15 protein-coding genes are annotated in these 17789 nt (G+C 48.4%); 7 read left to right on the forward strand and 8 right to left on the reverse strand.

Annotated elements, in window-relative coordinates; translation table 11 throughout:
• Positions 1–102: 102 nt before the first annotated feature.
• Genes gyrB through dnaA form a run of 4 tightly spaced genes read right to left on the reverse strand, consistent with a single transcriptional unit; the run spans position 103 to position 6111 of the window.
• The gene (gene gyrB, locus M2404_RS19760; RefSeq protein WP_259241730.1) at positions 103–2520 is read right to left on the reverse strand and encodes a DNA topoisomerase (ATP-hydrolyzing) subunit B; all 2418 of its coding nucleotides are present in this window, start codon (positions 2518–2520) and stop codon (positions 103–105) included.
• Positions 2504–3622 (reverse strand): DNA replication/repair protein RecF, encoded by a 1119-nt coding sequence (gene recF, locus M2404_RS19765; RefSeq protein ID WP_259241697.1) that lies wholly within the window; start codon positions 3620–3622, stop codon positions 2504–2506. The genes gyrB and recF overlap by 17 nt, the downstream gene beginning before the upstream one ends.
• Before the next feature lie 2 nt (positions 3623–3624).
• A complete protein-coding gene (dnaN, locus tag M2404_RS19770) occupies positions 3625–4728 on the reverse strand; it encodes a DNA polymerase III subunit beta (protein WP_259241700.1) in 1104 nt (367 codons plus the stop codon).
• Positions 4729–4740: 12 nt separating this feature from the next.
• Positions 4741–6111, reverse strand: a complete 1371-nt coding sequence (gene dnaA / locus M2404_RS19775; RefSeq protein WP_259241732.1) for a chromosomal replication initiator protein DnaA — start codon at positions 6109–6111, stop codon at positions 4741–4743.
• A gap of 439 nt (positions 6112–6550) precedes the next feature.
• On the opposite strand from dnaA, the gene rpmH reads away from it, so the two are divergent.
• From rpmH to mnmE, 5 genes are all read left to right on the forward strand, one after another.
• Positions 6551–6688 (forward strand): 50S ribosomal protein L34, encoded by a 138-nt coding sequence (gene rpmH / locus M2404_RS19780; protein WP_068237138.1) that lies wholly within the window; start codon positions 6551–6553, stop codon positions 6686–6688.
• A gap of 18 nt (positions 6689–6706) precedes the next feature.
• Complete coding sequence (gene rnpA, locus M2404_RS19785; RefSeq protein WP_259241703.1) at positions 6707–7075, forward strand: ribonuclease P protein component; 369 nt, start codon at positions 6707–6709, stop codon at positions 7073–7075.
• The gene (gene yidD, locus M2404_RS19790) at positions 7030–7293 is read left to right on the forward strand and encodes a membrane protein insertion efficiency factor YidD (RefSeq protein ID WP_259241704.1); all 264 of its coding nucleotides are present in this window, start codon (positions 7030–7032) and stop codon (positions 7291–7293) included. Before rnpA ends, yidD begins: the two co-directional genes overlap by 46 nt.
• A gap of 3 nt (positions 7294–7296) precedes the next feature.
• Positions 7297–8934: a membrane protein insertase YidC gene (gene yidC / locus M2404_RS19795; protein ID WP_259241705.1), complete on the forward strand. Its 1638-nt coding sequence runs from the start codon at positions 7297–7299 to the stop codon at positions 8932–8934.
• A gap of 180 nt (positions 8935–9114) precedes the next feature.
• Positions 9115–10479: a tRNA uridine-5-carboxymethylaminomethyl(34) synthesis GTPase MnmE gene (gene mnmE, locus M2404_RS19800; RefSeq protein WP_259241707.1), complete on the forward strand. Its 1365-nt coding sequence runs from the start codon at positions 9115–9117 to the stop codon at positions 10477–10479.
• Here mnmE and M2404_RS19805 read toward each other — a convergent pair whose 3' ends face one another.
• The 4 genes from M2404_RS19805 to M2404_RS19820 form a co-directional block, all read right to left on the reverse strand.
• Positions 10480–11661 (reverse strand): YbfB/YjiJ family MFS transporter, encoded by a 1182-nt coding sequence (locus M2404_RS19805; RefSeq protein ID WP_259241709.1) that lies wholly within the window; start codon positions 11659–11661, stop codon positions 10480–10482.
• A 112-nt stretch (positions 11662–11773) separates the two neighbouring features.
• Positions 11774–12265, reverse strand: coding sequence for a YbhB/YbcL family Raf kinase inhibitor-like protein (locus M2404_RS19810; RefSeq protein WP_259241710.1), 492 nt, complete (start codon positions 12263–12265; stop codon positions 11774–11776).
• 25 nt (positions 12266–12290) lie between these two features.
• The gene (gene trxC, locus M2404_RS19815) at positions 12291–12713 is read right to left on the reverse strand and encodes a thioredoxin TrxC (RefSeq protein WP_259241711.1); all 423 of its coding nucleotides are present in this window, start codon (positions 12711–12713) and stop codon (positions 12291–12293) included.
• 225 nt (positions 12714–12938) lie between these two features.
• The gene (locus tag M2404_RS19820) at positions 12939–14714 is read right to left on the reverse strand and encodes a DEAD/DEAH box helicase (RefSeq protein ID WP_259241713.1); all 1776 of its coding nucleotides are present in this window, start codon (positions 14712–14714) and stop codon (positions 12939–12941) included.
• A 162-nt stretch (positions 14715–14876) separates the two neighbouring features.
• Between M2404_RS19820 and mioC the strand changes: the two genes are divergently transcribed.
• Both mioC and mnmG read left to right on the forward strand, forming a co-directional pair.
• Positions 14877–15314, forward strand: a complete 438-nt coding sequence (gene mioC, locus M2404_RS19825) for an FMN-binding protein MioC (RefSeq protein WP_259241714.1) — start codon at positions 14877–14879, stop codon at positions 15312–15314.
• 582 nt (positions 15315–15896) lie between these two features.
• Entirely contained in the window at positions 15897–17786 is a 1890-nt protein-coding gene (mnmG, locus tag M2404_RS19830) for a tRNA uridine-5-carboxymethylaminomethyl(34) synthesis enzyme MnmG (protein WP_259241715.1), read from the forward strand.
• Positions 17787–17789: the final 3 nt, after the last annotated feature.

A 17789-nucleotide genomic window follows, 5' to 3' on the forward strand; every position in this document is an offset into this window, starting at 1 on the left:
AAGGCTACCAAATTTGGTAGCCTTTTATTTTCAAGGATTGTGAGACTGATTTTCACGTATATGAGATTTACTTCCAGGGTTTATGAGACCCCACAAACCTGATTATACATCCAGGTTAGCTACGTAGAGCGCGTTCTCTTCAATAAAGGCGCGGCGTGGTTCTACGTGGTCGCCCATTAGCGTGGCAAACAACTGATCGGCGCCGATGGCGTCTTCAATAGTTACCTGCAGCATGCGGCGGCTTTGCGGGTCCATGGTGGTTTCCCACAGCTGCTCCGGGTTCATCTCGCCCAGCCCTTTATAACGCTGAATATACAGGCCGCGTTTTGATTCGCTCATCAGCCATTCCAGTGCTTCCAGAAAGGTTTCTACCGGCTTGATCTTCTCACCCCGGCGAACATAACCACCCTCTTCTATCAGATCACGGATAGCATCACCTAAAGCGGCAATGCTCAGGTAATCACGCGAGGTAACAAAGTCGTAGTGCAGCAGGTATTCGTTGTCGATACCGTGCTGGCGAATAATCACTTTTGGCAGGAATAACTGACGCTCACGGTCTTCATGTACCACATAGCTGTAGCTTGAACCGTCGCCTTCTTTGTCATCTAAACGCTGTACCAGCGACTTTACCCACTGCTCGCTGTACTCAGCCGACTTCGCCTGGCCAACATCGAACGCAGGTACATAGATCAGCTCGTTTAACAGGTTATAAGGGATTTTCCGCGTTAAACGCAAGATGGTGGCCGACACCTTGTGGTACTGGCGTACCAGCGTTTCCAGTGCGGTACCACCAATGCCCGGTGCGTCAGCATTTACATGCAGTGATGCTTCGTCCAGAGCCAGGGTGGTCAGGTATTCGGTTAAGGCAGCTTCGTCTTTAATATACTGCTCTTGCTTACCCTTTTTCACTTTATACAGCGGTGGCTGGGCAATATAGATATAACCACGTTCGATAAGCTCTGGCATTTGGCGGTAAAAGAAGGTCAACAGCAGTGTACGGATGTGCGAGCCGTCGACGTCAGCATCCGTCATCAGGATGATGCTGTGGTAGCGGGTTTTTTCCGGATTATATTCTTCACGGCCGATGCCACAGCCTAAGGCCGTGATTAGGGTACCAACTTCTTGCGATGACAGCATCTTGTCGAAGCGGGCTTTTTCTACGTTAAGAATTTTACCCTTCAGCGGCAATATTGCCTGATTTTTGCGGTTGCGGCCCTGCTTGGCAGAACCACCCGCAGAGTCACCCTCTACTATATACAGTTCTGATAACGCTGGGTCTTTTTCCTGGCAGTCGGCCAGCTTTCCTGGCAAGCCGGCAATATCCAGCGCACCTTTACGGCGTGTCATTTCACGCGCTTTACGTGCGGCATCACGGGCGCGGGCAGCATCAACAATTTTGCCAACGATAATTTTGGCATCGCCTGGGTTTTCCAGCAGGTACTCGTTCAGCCGCTCTGCCATTACGCTCTCTACAGCTGAGCGCACTTCGCTGGAAACCAGCTTATCTTTGGTTTGCGAGCTGAATTTGGGATCAGGCACTTTTACGCTGATAACTGCAGTTAAGCCTTCACGGGCGTCGTCACCAGAGGCCTGCACCTTCATTTTTTTGGCATAACCTTCCTGCTCAATGTAGGTATTTAATACCCGTGTTAAAGCACCGCGGAAGCCTGCTAAGTGAGTACCACCATCACGTTGTGGAATGTTATTGGTAAAACAAAATACGTTTTCCTGATAACTGTCGTTCCACTGCATAGCTACTTCTACTGAAATGCCGTCGTCACGCTGATCGGAAAAATAAAATGCTTTAGGATGTACGCTGGTTTTAGTACGGTTTAAGTACTGTACAAAGGCCTCAATACCACCTTCGTATTTAAAGTGATCTTTTTTATCGCTACGCTCGTCAGCCAAAATAATGCTAACACCTGAGTTTAAAAACGACAGCTCGCGTAAGCGTTTGGCCAGAATGTCAAAGTGGAAATTAATATCGCTAAATACTGACGGGCTGGGCCAAAAACGGATGGTAGTACCTTTATCTTCGGTTTCACCAATTACCGCTAATGGTGCTTGCGGCGCCCCCAGATGATAAATTTGCTGGTGTACCTGGCCCTTGCGGCGAATGGTCAATTCCAGTTTATCTGACAAAGCGTTAACTACCGATACACCTACGCCGTGTAAACCGCCAGACACTTTATAAGAGTTGTCGTCAAACTTACCACCGGCGTGCAGTACTGTCATGATAACTTCAGCGGCTGATACGCCTTCTTCGTGCATGTCGGTTGGAATACCACGGCCATTATCACGTACTGATACTGAGCCATCGCTGTGAATGGTTACCCAGATGTCGGAACAGTGACCAGCCAGTGTTTCGTCGATAGAGTTATCAACGACTTCAAATACCATGTGGTGTAAACCTGAGCCGTCATCGGTGTCGCCGATGTACATGCCTGGTCTTTTACGAACTGCATCCAGTCCTTTTAATACTTTAATGCTCGAGGAATCGTAGTTATGTTGTTCGGCCATCGTCATCTGTCCGTGCTGTTAGCTGCCCGTGTTCCACGTGAAACATCGCCAATTGTCCGGCGGTGATAAAAGGTGAAACCTGCTCAGCGTTAATTGCAGTAATAAAAACCTGTGAGTTTATATCGCGTAAGTAACTAAAAATCTGCCGGGTTGATTCTTGATCTAACTCCGACGCCAAATCATCGATTAACAACAGCGGTTGTTTCTGGCCGTTGTCACGAATTACGTTGTTTTGCGCAATTTTAAGCGCAAATAATAACACTTTTAACTGACCACGGGATAACACTTCTTCTGCTGCCCATTGGTCTTTCTTAATCTTCAAATCAGCCTTCTGCGGCCCGTATTGGGTAAACCCCATACGGCTGTCCTGACCAAAGCTTTGCTGCAGTAACTGCAGCAGTTCTGCAGGCTGGTTTATCTTCTCTGGCCAGCCCTGCTGTAGCTGAAAGCTAAGCTGCTGCATTAACTCATCGCCATCAGTTAATTGCCGAAACGCAGCTTCCAGTTGGCTAACGTAATGCTGGCGCAGCTGTTGAAGTTCAAACGCCAGTAATACAAATTGCTGATCCCAAAACTCGAACTGGCTGTCGTATTGACGGCTGGTTTTCAGCAACGCATTGCGTTGTTTAAGCACTTTATTAAAACGCAGCCAGCTATCGAAAAAAGCAGGTTCCACGTGGAACAATCCCATATCGAAAAACTGTCGCCGCTCTTTTGGCCCACAAAAAAATAACCGAAAGCTGTCTGGCGTAATAAGCTGCACCGGTAACAAGCTGGCAAACTCAGCCAGCCGGTTTACGTTAGCACCATTCAGCCGCAACACCAACCCGCCCAGCTTATCGCGCTGCAACCCTAAACTGTGCACCTGTTGCTGTGCAGACACCTTGACATGAATAACAAAAGCATCGGCATTGTGCTGCACTAAACGCTGCGCCCGGCTGGTACGAAATGAGCGGCCATGAGCCAAATAATAGATGGCTTCAAGCAAACTGGTTTTGCCGCTGCCGTTCATACCAATAATTAAGTTAAACTGAGCATGCGCACTTAACGACACTGCCGTCAGATTGCGAAACTGACTGGCACTAACTGACAACAGTGACATAATTACAGGCGCATTGGCATAACAACGTAGGAAGCCCCAATGTTACCAACGCCTTCTACCAGCGCGCTGGAGTTAGCATCGTTCAGGTGCAGCACCACTAAATCAGTCGCTAAGGTATTGAGTACATCCAGCAGGTAGCCAACATTAAAGCCTATTTCCAGGTTGTCGCCTTGGTACTCCACTTCAATAATTTCTTCGGCCTGCTCGTGTTCAGGGTTATTGGCCACAATTTGCAGCTCGCCACTGGTTAGCGTAAAACGCACACCACGGTATTTTTCATTCGACAAAATAGACGCCCGGGTACAGGCATCTTTTAATACACTGCGGTGCGCAGTAACCAGCTTATTACTGTTGCGCGGCAATACCCGGCGATAATCAGGGAAACGGCCATCAATCAGCTTGCTGCTAAATACATAGTTGCTGTCTGTCAGGCGAATATGGTTTTGGCCTAAACTCAACGTAATCAGTTGGTCATCGCTGGCCAGTAAGCGCATAACTTCAAGCACGCCTTTACGCGGAATAATAATTTGCTTTTGCTGCGCTGTCAGGCCCGGCAAATCAAGGCCACTTAACGCCAAACGGTGGCCATCAGTAGCGACTGCTTTTACTGCACCGTTATCTACCTCAAACAGCAAACCGTTTAAGTAATACCTTACATCCTGATTCGCCATTGAAAACGCGGTGTCGTCTAATAACTTACGCAGTTGCATCCGGCTCAGCTGAATATCTACCTCACCCTGCCAGCTTTCCAGGTTAGGGTATTCTGAAGCACTTAAGGTAGATAAGGTAAACTTGGTTTTACCGCAGGTAAGAATGCAATTATCGCCCTGCAGCTGCACCCGTATATCTGAACCTTCCGGTAGGCTGCGACATATATCCAGCAGCTTTTTTGCCGGCACGGTAATACGGCCAGGGCTTTGTACAGTAAGGGCATCGGTAGTAGCAACCAGCTCTACTTCTAAATCGGTGCCAGTAAGCGACAAAGCTGCTTCGGTTACTTCCAGCAATACATTAGATAGAATAGGCAGCGTATGGCGGCGCTCTATAGCGCCAGACACCATTTGTAAGGGTTTAAGTAAGGCGTCTCTGTTGATAGTAAATTGCATGACCAAGTCCCTTTACGATGACAAAGTACGGATTAAATTCTGGAAGTCTTCTTTTATTTCGTGCGTTTCTTCTTTTAGCGACTCGATTTTGCGACAGGCATGCAGCACTGTGGTGTGATCGCGCCCGCCAAAAGCATCACCAATTTCCGGTAAGCTGTGGTTGGTCAGCTCTTTTGACAATGCCATCGCCATTTGCCGCGGCCGGGCTACCGAGCGCGAGCGGCGCTTTGACAGTAAATCGGCAACGCGGATTTTATAATACTCAGCCACGGTCTTCTGAATGTTTTCGATGGTAACTAACTTATCCTGCAGCGCGAGTAAATCGCGCAGAGCTTCACGCACAAAGTCGATAGTAATAGGCCGGCCGGTAAAGTTTGCATTAGCAATAACCCGGTTTAACGCACCTTCAAGTTCACGCACATTAGAGCGCAAACGCTTGGCAATAAAAAATGCCACTTCTTCGGGTAAGCGAATTTGGTTTTCGTGTGCTTTGCGCATCAGGATCGCTACGCGGGTTTCCAGCTCGGGCGGTTCGATAGCTATAGTTAAGCCCCAACCAAAACGCGATTTAAGCCGGTCTTCCACACCGTCAATTTCTTTCGGGTAGCGATCGCTGGTAAGGATAATTTGCTGGTTACCTTCAAGCAGCGCATTAAAGGTATGGAAAAACTCTTCCTGCGAGCGCTCTTTATTGGCAAAAAACTGAATATCATCGATAAGCAGCGCATCGACCGAACGGTAATAACGCTTAAACTCTTCTATCGCATTGTTTTGCAAGGCTTTTACCATGTCCTGTACAAAGCGTTCAGAGTGCATATAAATCACTTTGGCATCCGGCTTTTTCGCCAGTATGCCATTACCTACCGCATGTAATAAGTGGGTTTTACCCAAACCGGTGCCACCGTAAATAAACAACGGGTTATAAGCTGTGCCGGGGTTATCGGCTACCTGGCTGGCAGCGGCACGCGCCAGTTGGTTAGACTTACCCTCAACGAAATTCGTAAAAGTGTAATTGGCACGTACATTACTGGTAACAATGGTTTTAGGTGCAGGCTCAGGCGCTTCTCTTTGCACAGGCGCGGCCTGAGGCACAGCAGCCATTGCTGGGGCTGGAGTATTAGACCGGGCTTTATTGCTTTGACTTGAACCTACATCAAATTTTAGTCGCGGGGCGTCGTCGCCGCAGTAGTCATGGATCAGCTCCATGATCCGGTTCAGGTACTTCTCGCGCACCCAATCCAGCACAAAGCGGTTTGGCGCGTATAAGGTAAGCCCTGTGTCAGAACTGTCAGCTTGCAGTGGGCGGATCCACATACTGAAATGCTGCGCGGGTAACTCGGCTTGCAGCGCTTGCAGGCAATTTTGCCAAACGGACTGATACACCATATCTCCTGAAGCCTTAGTTATTATGATTAAAAAGGCTGGCGTAAGTTAACGAAGCGCACATTATGGTACTATCTTATCCACAACTTCAATATTGACTTTTTCAAATTAGCACATTGGCAAAAAAAATAACTGTAATGCATTGTTATATAACAGATAATTTCTCTTATACCTTTTCATAATACCCCTGCTTTTTGCCCGAAGAATTTAAGCTAAAAGCAAAATAACTCACACCTTATTCAGGTAACGTCAACTTACCTGTGGAAAACTTTAAGAAAAACAGGATCGGCAATGATCACAGCGCAATAAAACACAGGATCAGATTGACTTTAAGCTACAGACTACTTAAAATTCGCGCTCATTTTTGTCAGCTGCGTTTTGGTATATTTACTAAAACACAGAAACCTTTAGTAAATATTTCGACCGGACGGATGAAATTATGAGTAAAAGAACTTTTCAACCAAGCGTATTAAAGCGCAAGCGTAACCACGGTTTTCGTGCACGTATGGCTACCAAAGGTGGTCGTCAGGTATTAGCGCGTCGTCGTGCTAAAGGCCGTCAGCGTTTATCAGCTTAATTAGCTGTTAACCGCTGCGTGGTCAGCTTGAAATTCGGCAGGGAGTTACGCCTGTTAACTCCCGGTCAATTCGATAACGTTTTCCAACTTCCTTTTCGGGTTTCTTCCCCGCTGTTCACCATCTTGGCAAAAGCCAATCATCTGCCTCATCCCCGATTAGGCCTTACTATCGCAAAAAAACGTGTTAAATTAGCCGTGCAACGCAACCGCATCAAGCGCTGCGTGCGTAACAGCTTTCGTTTGCATCAACATGAGTTGCCTGGTGTCGATTTGGTACTGATGGTAAAAGGTGATATTAGCAACACAGCTAATGATGAATTACAGAAGCAACTGGAAAAGTTATGGCGCAAAATCGCTCGCCAGTACACCGCTTCGCTGTCAGCATAGCATTAACGCTGCTGCGCGGTTACCAGAGACTGATTAGCCCACTATTCGGGCCTAGCTGCCGTTTTCATCCAACCTGTTCACATTACGCTATTACTGCGATAGAACGCTTTGGCATAGTAAAAGGCAGTTGGTTAGCAGCGAAACGTTTATTAAAATGTCACCCCTTACATACAGGCGGTGATGATCCTGTTCCTGAAAAGCACAATGAGAAAAGCTAAGCCATGGAATCACAACGTAGTTTATTAGTTATTGGCCTGGCACTGGTCAGTTTTTTACTTTGGCAACAGTGGAATATTTACACTGCGCCAAAACCAGTCGCCCCGGTAACACAGCAAAGCCAAACCTCTGGTACTAGTTCTGCTGATTTACAGCTAACCACCGCTGATGCCGAACAACCGGCTACTGCGGTAGCCACAGCTGCACGTACTATCCGTATCAGCACTGACGTAATGCAACTGAGTATTGACAGCCGTGGTGGCGATATTATTGATCTGCAACTGCCCGCTTTTGAGCTAAACAAAGGTGCAGGTGATGCTTACCCCTTAATGCGCCGCTTGCCAGGTTTTGAGTATGTAGCCCAAAGTGGCCTGATTGGCCGCGATGGCCCGGACGACAGCCGTAACCCTCGCCCAGTTTATAACAGCACACAAAATAGCTATACCCTGGCCGAAGGTGCAACCGAGTTAGTCGTACCATTACTGTTTAACCACAACGGCCTGCAAATTGAAAAACGTTTTACCTTTACCGCTGGCCAATATGATGTCCGGGTAGAATATTTTATTAAAAACCAAAGCGCCGAAGTTAAAACGGTGCAGCCCTATCAGCACCTTGTGCAAACCATCGACAACGGTGAAAGCAGCAGCATGATGATGCCGATATACCGTGGCGCAGCCTTCGGTACTACCACTGAGCGTTATACTAAGTACGACTTTGGTGATATGCAGAAAAAGAACCTGCTTGAAGCCACCAACGGCGGCTGGGTTGCCATGCTGGAGCACTACTTTGTTTCTGCCTGGGTACCGGATCAACAAGCCGACAATCAGCTATACAGCATGGTGCGCAGCGGCCAGGGTGTTATCGGCTCTAAAGGCCCGACAGTAAATATTGAACCGGGTGCTGAAACTACCTTAAGCAGCATCTTTTACGCAGGCCCGAAAAACCAGGACAATCTGGCAAAACTGGCCAACGGTTTAGATTTAACCGTAGATTACGGCTTCCTGTGGTTTATTTCACAGCCACTGTTCTGGTTACTAACAACCATTCAGGGCTTTGTGGTGAACTGGGGTCTGGCGATTATCTGTATTACCATCATCGTTAAAGGTGTTATGTACCCACTGACTAAAGTGCAGTACGAGTCAATGGCGAAGATGCGTAACTTAAAGCCGAAAATAGAAGAGCTGCAAGCACGCTACAAAGACGACCGGCAAAAAATGGGCCCGGCAATGATGGAGCTGTATCGCAAAGAAAAAGTTAACCCTATGGGTGGCTGTTTACCAATGCTGATCCAGATGCCGATTTTCCTGGCACTGTACTGGGTATTTGTTGAAAGCGTAGAGCTGCGCCACGCACCCTTTATGTTGTGGATTGACGATTTATCCGCGCTGGATCCGTACTACGTATTACCGGTGTTGTTTGGTGCCAGCATGTTCTTAATGCAAAAGCTAACGCCGATGCAGGTAACGGACCCAATGCAGCAGAAGATCATGATGTGGATGCCGGTGGCGTTCTCAGTATTCTTCCTGTGGTTCCCAAGTGGCCTGGTACTGTACTGGTTTGTCAGTAACCTGATTTCACTGGCACAGATGCTGTATATCTACCGTGGTATGGAAAAGAAAGGCTTACATACCAAAAAAGCTTAACCAGACTGAAAAGCAAGGGCAAGGTGTCATCATGTAGCAGCGACAAGGATGTCGCGGAGATTGAGACAGCACAGGGAGGTGCTGTCGAAAGCGGCGAAATGATGATTTCCTTGCCCATGTCGTTAAACCTTAAGCCTGTCGCATCACGTTGACAGGCTTTTTCTATTAAGAGGCAACAGCATGTTTACTACCGACACCATCGCCGCTTTAGCTACAGCCCCCGGCCGCGCCGGTGTTGGTATTATCCGCATATCCGGCCCCGACACCAAAGCCGTAGCGCAGGCGATACTGCACAAGCTGCCTAAACCGCGCTACGCTGAATACTTACCATTTTTTGATAGCCAGGCCAAGGTGCTGGATCAAGGCATCGCCCTGCTCTTCCCCGGCCCAAATTCCTTTACCGGCGAAGATGTGCTTGAACTACAAGGCCATGGCGGGCCGGTATTACTGGATATGCTGTTAAAACAGGTATTAGCTCTGCCCAATGTACGTATTGCCCGACCAGGCGAGTTCTCTGAGCGCGCCTTTTTAAATGACAAACTCGACTTAGCCCAGGCCGAAGCCATTGCCGATTTAATTGATGCCTCAAGCGAACAGGCAGCCCGCAGTGCTATGCAATCATTGCAGGGCGAATTTTCTAACCGTATTCATCAGTTGGTAGAAAAAGTCATTCACCTGCGTATGTATGTCGAAGCGGCAATAGACTTCCCCGATGAAGAAATCGATTTTTTATCCGACGGCAAAGTCGCTGCTGATTTAGCGGAGATTATCGAAACTCTTTCCACAGTAAAAAAGCAGGCCACCCAGGGCAGTATTTTGCGCGAAGGCATGAAGGTAGTCATAGCCGGGCGGCCTAATGCCGGTAAATCCAGCCTGCTAAATGCCTTAGCCGGGCGTGAAGCAGCTATTGTTACGGAGATTGCCGGTACCACCCGTGATGTACTGCGCGAACATATTCATATCGACGGCATGCCGCTGCATATTATCGACACCGCCGGCCTCAGGGACGCCACCGATCAGGTCGAGCAAATTGGCATAGAACGGGCCTGGAAAGAGATAGAGCAAGCCGACCGGGTACTGTTTATGGTCGACGGCACCACCACCAACGCCACCGACCCGCACGATATCTGGCCGGATTTTATCGACCGCCTGCCAGCAAATTTAGGTGTTACGGTTATCCGTAATAAAGCCGATATTACCGGCGAACCAATGACTCCGAATACCGATAGCCATACACCCGTGTATCGTTTGTCCGCCAAAACCGGCGATGGTATCGATGCACTGCGTGAGCATTTAAAACAATGTATTGGCTTTGACGCCAGTACCGAGGGCAGCTTCCTAGCTCGCCGCCGCCACTTAGACGCACTGGACCGCGCCGCAGAACATCTCAACATAGGCCAGGAGCAACTACACAGCTTTATCGCGGGCGAAATCCTCGCTGAAGAGCTGCGGCTAACCCAGCAGCACTTAAACGAAATAACCGGCGAATTTAGCAGTGATGACTTACTCGGTAAGATTTTCAGCTCGTTTTGTATCGGGAAGTAATTACTTCATCGCATCCAACTGCTGCGCGGTGTTGTCCGTTACTATCAACACCGCTATCAGTAATGCCCCCAAAGCAACAAACCCCGCCGCCAAATAGAGGCCTATATCGTACTGGCCGGTGGCTTCGGCCAGATAACCGGTAAGGGCCGGTGCTATTACCTGGGCACTGCCGTACGCCAGTGTCATTTTGCCCATTAATTTCGCCGGTTTACTCGGGTACAAACGCCCTGCCATCGTCAGCACCAAACTGACTACGCCAACAAAGGTTGCGCCAAATAAGGCGGCGCTTAACAACACAGCAATTAACGAGCTAAACCACAGCGGCAGTAAAATAGCCACACTTTGTGCCAGTAACGCCAGCATAATGGCTTTGAGATAACCTGTTTTGCGGGCGATTAAATCCCATAGCAATACCGCTGGCGCAGCCGCCAAACCTAAAACAATAAAACTTAAGTTGCCGCTGCCGCTTAAGCCAGGCATGCGCTCGACAATGGTAACGATAAAGGTCGCGCTGATAACATAGCCATAACCGGCGCAAAAATAGCTGGCCAGCATTAGCCGGATAAAACGCTTTGCCGGTGGCGTATCAGCCACACCAGCTTGCCTGGTTAACGTTGTTTGCAGTGGCTTTGGCAACCAGCGCCAGGCCGGAATGGCCAGCAACGCGCCGGACAAGGCTAAATATTGCCACTGGGCGCGCCAGTCCAGCTGCAGGCTTAACATCAGCTCTACCAATACCGCAGCAAGTGCAATACCAAAGCCTAAACCGGCAAAGTGGATCCCCAGTTCAGCCCGTTGTTTGTGGCTTAACAGCCAGTGCATAATCAGACCGGAGGCAATCAGCATAGAGCAGGCGCTGCTTAAGCCCGCCACAAAGCGCCAGAAAGACCATAGCCAAATGTTATTGGTTAACACCATACCAAGGGTGCTCAGCACCGCCAAAATCAAGCCCAGCCGGTACAGCGTATCTTTGAGTTTAAGATTACTCAGGCTGGCCGCCAATAAAGCGCCTGCCATATAGCCCAGATAGTTAACCGCTGCCAGATAACCGCCACTTGCATCATCCAGCACGTTTTGTTGCTGCATTAACGGCAACAACGGCGTGTAGGCAAAGCGGGCCACGCCCAGACAGAGTAACTGGCTGAAAAACCCGGCCAGCAATACATAGAAACGTTGCGGCATAATTTTGGCTGTGGCTGTCAGAGGAATAACCCCCGCAAGGCGAAAACCTTAGCTTAGCGCAATTAAAAAGGCCGTGGTATGCGGCCTTAGTCTGACGTACCTTTTTTAACGATTAACGGGCATAGGTTGCCGTTAATGTGGTCTTACCCAGCGCCATAGCATTAAGCATAAAACCCACCACCGCGGCACTGGCGCCATCAGCTGCCGGTAGTGCGTCTTCAGGTAAAGCCCACACAGTAAACTGATAACGGTGCATGCCGTGCCCTTGCGGCGGGCAGGCACCACCAAAATCTTTACTGCCATAGTCATTAGTAAAGCTGCGGCAACCGGGCGGCAAGCTGCCTTTACCGGCACCACGGGCTAGGCCTTTGGCGTCCTGTGGAATATCGGTTACCAGCCAATGCCAGAAACCCGAGCATGTAGGTGCATCCGGATCAAATACGGTAACAGCAAAGCTTTTGGTGCCTTTGGGGGCATTAGCCCAATTTAACTCTGGCGATATATTTTTGCCATTGCAGCCGAAGCCATCAAACTCGTGATCTGTGGCCATAAAGTGGCCTTCTTTAATATCCGGGCTGCTGAGGGTAAAAGTGTGTTGTGTCATCTTGCCTCCAAAAGTGAGTGAATACTTACTTATATTGAGATAGCCATTGGTAAAAGGCTTGATTAGTAAAGGCACCCGCCTGCTGAGCGATAACCTTCCCCTGTTTAAATACCATTAAGGTGGGAATAGAGCGGATATTAAACTGCGCCGCTAACTGCTGTTGTTGCTCCGTATTAATTTTACCAAAGCGAAAGCCTGATTCCAGCTCACGTGCTGCCTGGCTGAAAACCGGCGCAAAACTCTGACAGGGGCCGCACCAGCTGGCCCAGAAATCTACCACTAACGGCAGCTCACTTTTGTGGGCATGGGCAGTAAAATTAGCGGCAGTTAATTCTATTGGTTCACCGCTAAACAGTGGCTGCTTACATTTACCACAACGCGCTTCAAACGCTGGTTTACCGGCAGGTAAGCGGTTTAAACCGTTACAATACGGGCAGGCAACTATCATGTCGATACTCCGCTGATTATTCTGCACTACAGGCTTACAACACCCACTTTGGCTCGCCACAGCAACTCGCGTTTGCTAGCGCAAACACTCAAACACTCTGTGTCGCCCAAATCGGGGTTCTAAGCCTTTCGTTTCGTTAAAGCTACATGGGGCGGGCTTTTCGCAGTTTAAAGCTGCAACCATAAAAAAACCCTGCCGGGGCAGGGTTTTCGGGTAAGCTAACTCTTAATCGCGTGGTTTACGCGGCGCGCGTGGCGCAGCACCAGGGCGCGGGCCAGGGCCATTAGACGGACGACGCTCACCAACAGGTGCTGCACCGCTGTCTACCGTGATGTTCAGCTTTTGTTTACGCACATACACCTTTTTCAGATGCTGGAAAATTTCATTCGGGATTGCTGCCGGCAACTCTACCGTGCTGAAATGATCAAACAGCTTAATATTACCGATAAACTGGCTATCAATATTAGCTTCGTTAGCAATGGCACCAACGATATCACCGGCACGCACACCGTGCTCTTTACCTACTTCAATACGGTAAGTCTGGTAGTCACCTTTCATTTCACGCTTAACACGCGGGCCGCGATCCGGGCGGTCGCCACTTCGTTCAGGGCGATCTGAGCGCTCACGGCGCGGACGGTCATCACGGTCGCTTCCACGGGCATGCGGCTCACGAATTTCAGGGAACTGGCTGGCTACATTTAACGGCTGATCTTTCTGCGCTAAATACAACAGTGCCGCGGCCAGATCGTTTTCAGTGGTGTCTATCTTTTCTCTCCAGTCGTTAATTAAGTCCTGGAAGAAGCTTAAGTTCTGCGTTTCGATGGTTTGTGCCAGTTGCTCGCGGAACGACTCAATACGGCGCTGTTCAATCACCTGGCCTGATGGCAGTGACATTTTTTCTATCGGCTGCTTAGTTGCATGTTCAATGGTGCGCAATAAACGGCGCTCGCGCGGCGATACAAATAAAATCGCTTTACCTTCACGACCAGCACGGCCGGTACGGCCAATACGGTGTACATAGGCTTCGCTATCGTACGGAATATCATAGTTTACTACCAGGCTGATACGCTCAACGTCCAAACCACGGGCCGCAACATCAGTAGCAACAATAATATCCAGCTGATTAGCTTTCATTTTACGGATAGTCAGCTCGCGGTGTGCCTGGTTCATATCACCGTTTAAGCAGGCCACAGCATAACCACGGGCACCCAGTTTTTCGGCAATTTCTTCAGTGGCACTTTTAGTGCGCACAAACACGATAGAAGCATCATATTCTTCGCCTTCCAACACGCGGGTTAATGCATCCAGTTTCTGGTTGCCATCCAGCATGACGTAGCTTTGTTTAATGCGTTCAACAGTACTGGTTTTAGAAGCAATTTTAATTTCTTCAGCATCTTTTAAATGCTTTTGTGCAATGGCACGGATAGGCGCCGGCATGGTAGCCGAAAACATGGCCACCTGACGGCCTGGCGGTGTGGCATCCATAATGGTTTGCACATCGTCAATAAAACCCATACGCAGCATTTCGTCTGCTTCATCCAGTACGATAGCGCGCAGCTTGTCCAGCTTTAAGGTGCCACGGTCTAAGTGATCCAGAATACGGCCTGGTGTGCCGACAATAACCTGAGAGCCACGCTTCAGTGATTTCAGCTGGTTGGTATAACTCTGGCCGCCGTATAACGGCAATACATGAAAGGCTGGCATGTAACGGGCGTAAGCCTGAAACGCTTCAGCAACCTGAATAGCCAGTTCACGCGTTGGCGCCAGAACCAGAATTTGCGGATCGTTTTGCGCAGGATCAAGCCGTGCTAATAAAGGCAGCGCGAAAGCACCGGTTTTACCGGTACCGGTTTGCGCCTGGCCTAATACATCCTCGCCAGCCAATAGTTTGGGAATAGCAGCAGCCTGAATAGGCGACGGCGTTTCATAGCCTAGTTCAGTAACAGCACGAACAATAGCTTCAGGCAGCATTAGCTGGGAAAATGACACAGTGTCAGACATACGTTGTTTAAACCTCAATAACACGCAGGCGTAATGGTAGTGCTATTGTTGCTTTTACTTAGCCTGCAGAGCAGTAAAAGCACGTAAATCAGACCAAAGCATAGCTTTAACTGATTTTATTCCAGTAGTATAGCCAAACATTCTTATGACAAGAGGCATATCATGATAGACATCCTCGTTGGCAGCCAAATGGGCGCAGCGGAATATGTGGCAGAACAAGTTGCTGAAACACTGGTACAAGCGGGCTATGAAGCAACGCTTCATCTGAAACCCGAACTGGATCACCTTAACCCCCGTGGGGTTTGGTTAGTGATCACATCCACCTATGGCGCAGGAGATCTGCCTGATAATATTCAACCCTTTGCGGATCAATTAGCACAAGATCGGCGTGATCTTACCACACTTTCTTATGCGGTGATCACTTTAGGTGACTCTGCCTACGATACTTTTTGTCTGGCTGGTGAAAAAATAGCGCATTTATTAGATATGCAACAGGCAAAACGCCTGCTAACACCACTGCAAATTGATGCTCAGAATGCCGAACTGCCAGAGGATCATGCCCTGCGCTGGCTGCCGGAGTTTATTAAACAGCTAAAATAAAAAAAAGCGGGTGGCAAGCACCCGCAAACACAAGTATATCTCAGGAAGAACAGGATAACGTTAGTCTCTCCCAGGTTGGCCTCAGCAATAAAACCAACTTGGCATTACCATACCGGCAATCTGGCAAACAGTCTTGATATCAGCATGATAAAGCGATGATAAAAGCATTTTAAGCGTTAGGATCCAGTTACACCCAAGTTATCAACAAAGTTACAGTTTAAAAAAACTATATGTGTATAAGTTAAGGTAAAACCGGTTATTAAGCTGTATTTATGCTAGATATAAAAAAAATATTTTTCTGACATGTGGATAAACCAGCATTTTGATCACCGGTTCAACCGCAACAGATCCTAGCTTGATCACAGGATCTGATCCTTGGTAAACATCTGATCATTCGTAAAAAGATCCGCTTATGCACTGAAAACCGGCTCCTTAGTAGTAAACATAATAAAAAGATCTCTAAAAAGATCTTATTTAATTTAGAAGATCCTAAGCCTGATGCAGCATTCCACTTAACCCCGGATCGCGCTACAATAGCCACCTTTAAACACTTTGACAGATCAACCGGATACTGAGGCAACTATGCTGTACCAAGAGACATTCGACGTTATCGTTGTAGGCGGTGGCCATGCAGGCACCGAAGCCGCTCTGGCAGCTGCACGCATGGGCCGTAAAACATTATTGTTAACCCACAATGTTGAAACACTCGGCCAAATGTCTTGTAACCCGGCCATTGGTGGTATTGGCAAAGGCCATCTGGTTAAAGAAATTGATGCTCTGGGCGGTGCTATGGCAATAGCAGCTGACAAAGGCGGCATTCAGTTTCGTACCTTAAATAGCTCTAAAGGTCCTGCGGTCAGAGCCACCAGAGCACAGGCAGACAGACAGCTATATCGTGCTGCCATTCGTACAATGCTGGAAAATCAGCCTAATTTAAGTATTTTCCAGCAAGCCTGTGATGATCTGATGGTTGAAAACGATCAGGTTACCGGTGTTATTACCCAGATGGGGCTGAAATTTAACGCTAAATCTGTCGTACTTACTGTAGGTACCTTTCTAGGTGGCCAGATCCATATTGGTTTACAAAGCCACTCTGGCGGCAGAGCTGGCGATCCGCCTTCAATCGCTCTGGCTAAACGCTTACGTGAATTACCCTTTAGAGTAGATCGATTAAAAACCGGTACCCCACCACGTATTGATGCCCGTACCATAGATTTTTCACTGATGCAGCCACAGCCGGGTGATAACCCCACTCCGTTATTTTCGTTTATGGGCAAACAGGCTGATCATCCGCAGCAAATACCCTGTTACATTACTTACACCAACGAAAACACCCATGATGTGATCCGCAATAATCTGGACCGATCGCCAATGTACACCGGTGTAATTGAAGGTATAGGCCCGCGCTATTGCCCATCAATTGAAGATAAAATTATGCGTTTTGCCGATAAAGACAAACATCAGATCTTTATTGAGCCAGAGGGCTTAACCACACATGAAGTTTACCCGAATGGTATCTCAACCAGTTTGCCCTTTGATGTGCAGCTGAGCATAGTTCGCTCAATTAAAGGCATGGAAAATGCCCATATTACCCGGCCGGGTTATGCTATTGAGTATGACTTCTTTGATCCGCGCGATCTGAAAAACAGCCTGGAAACCAAATTTATTAAAGGCCTGTTTTTTGCCGGACAAATTAATGGTACCACCGGTTACGAAGAAGCTGGCGCACAAGGCTTGCTGGCAGGGCTAAATGCAGCGCTGTTCAGTCAGGACAAAGACAGCTGGTCACCGGGTCGTGAGCAAGCTTACCTTGGTGTGCTGGTAGACGATTTAACTACCATGGGCACTAAAGAGCCATACCGGATGTTTACCAGCCGTGCTGAATACCGGCTGATGCTGCGCGAAGATAACGCCGATTCACGTTTAACCGAAAAAGGCCGCGAGCTCGGCCTGGTTGATGATGCACGTTGGGCCGCATTCAACCAGAAAATGGAACAAATTGCGCTGGAACGCCAACGCTTAAAACAAAGCTGGATCCACCCGCAACATACGGCGCTGACAGCTGTTAATGCCCTGGTTAAAACACCGCTTAGCAAAGAAGCCAGCCTGGAAGAATTGGTACGTCGGCCAGAAATTAACTACACCGATCTGATGCAAATAGCTGATCTGGGCCCCGGTCTGGCCGATGCCGCCGCAGCTGAGCAGGTAGAAATTCAGATCAAGTACGAGGGCTATATTCACCGCCAACAGGATGAAATTGCCAAACAACAGCGCAATGAGCAAACGTTGTTGCCACAACAATTTGATTATAAACAAGTTAAGGGTTTATCTAACGAAGTAATCGTTAAACTAAACCAGACTCAGCCGCAAACAGTTGGCCAGGCTTCGCGTATCTCCGGTATTACTCCGGCAGCTATCTCGTTGCTGTTGGTTTACTTAAAAAAACAAGGGTTACTGCGAAAATCAGCCTGAGGC

It is taken from the genome of Rheinheimera pacifica (assembly GCF_024809855.1).
GTDB classification, from domain to species: Bacteria; Pseudomonadota; Gammaproteobacteria; order Enterobacterales; family Alteromonadaceae; genus Alishewanella; species Alishewanella pacifica_A.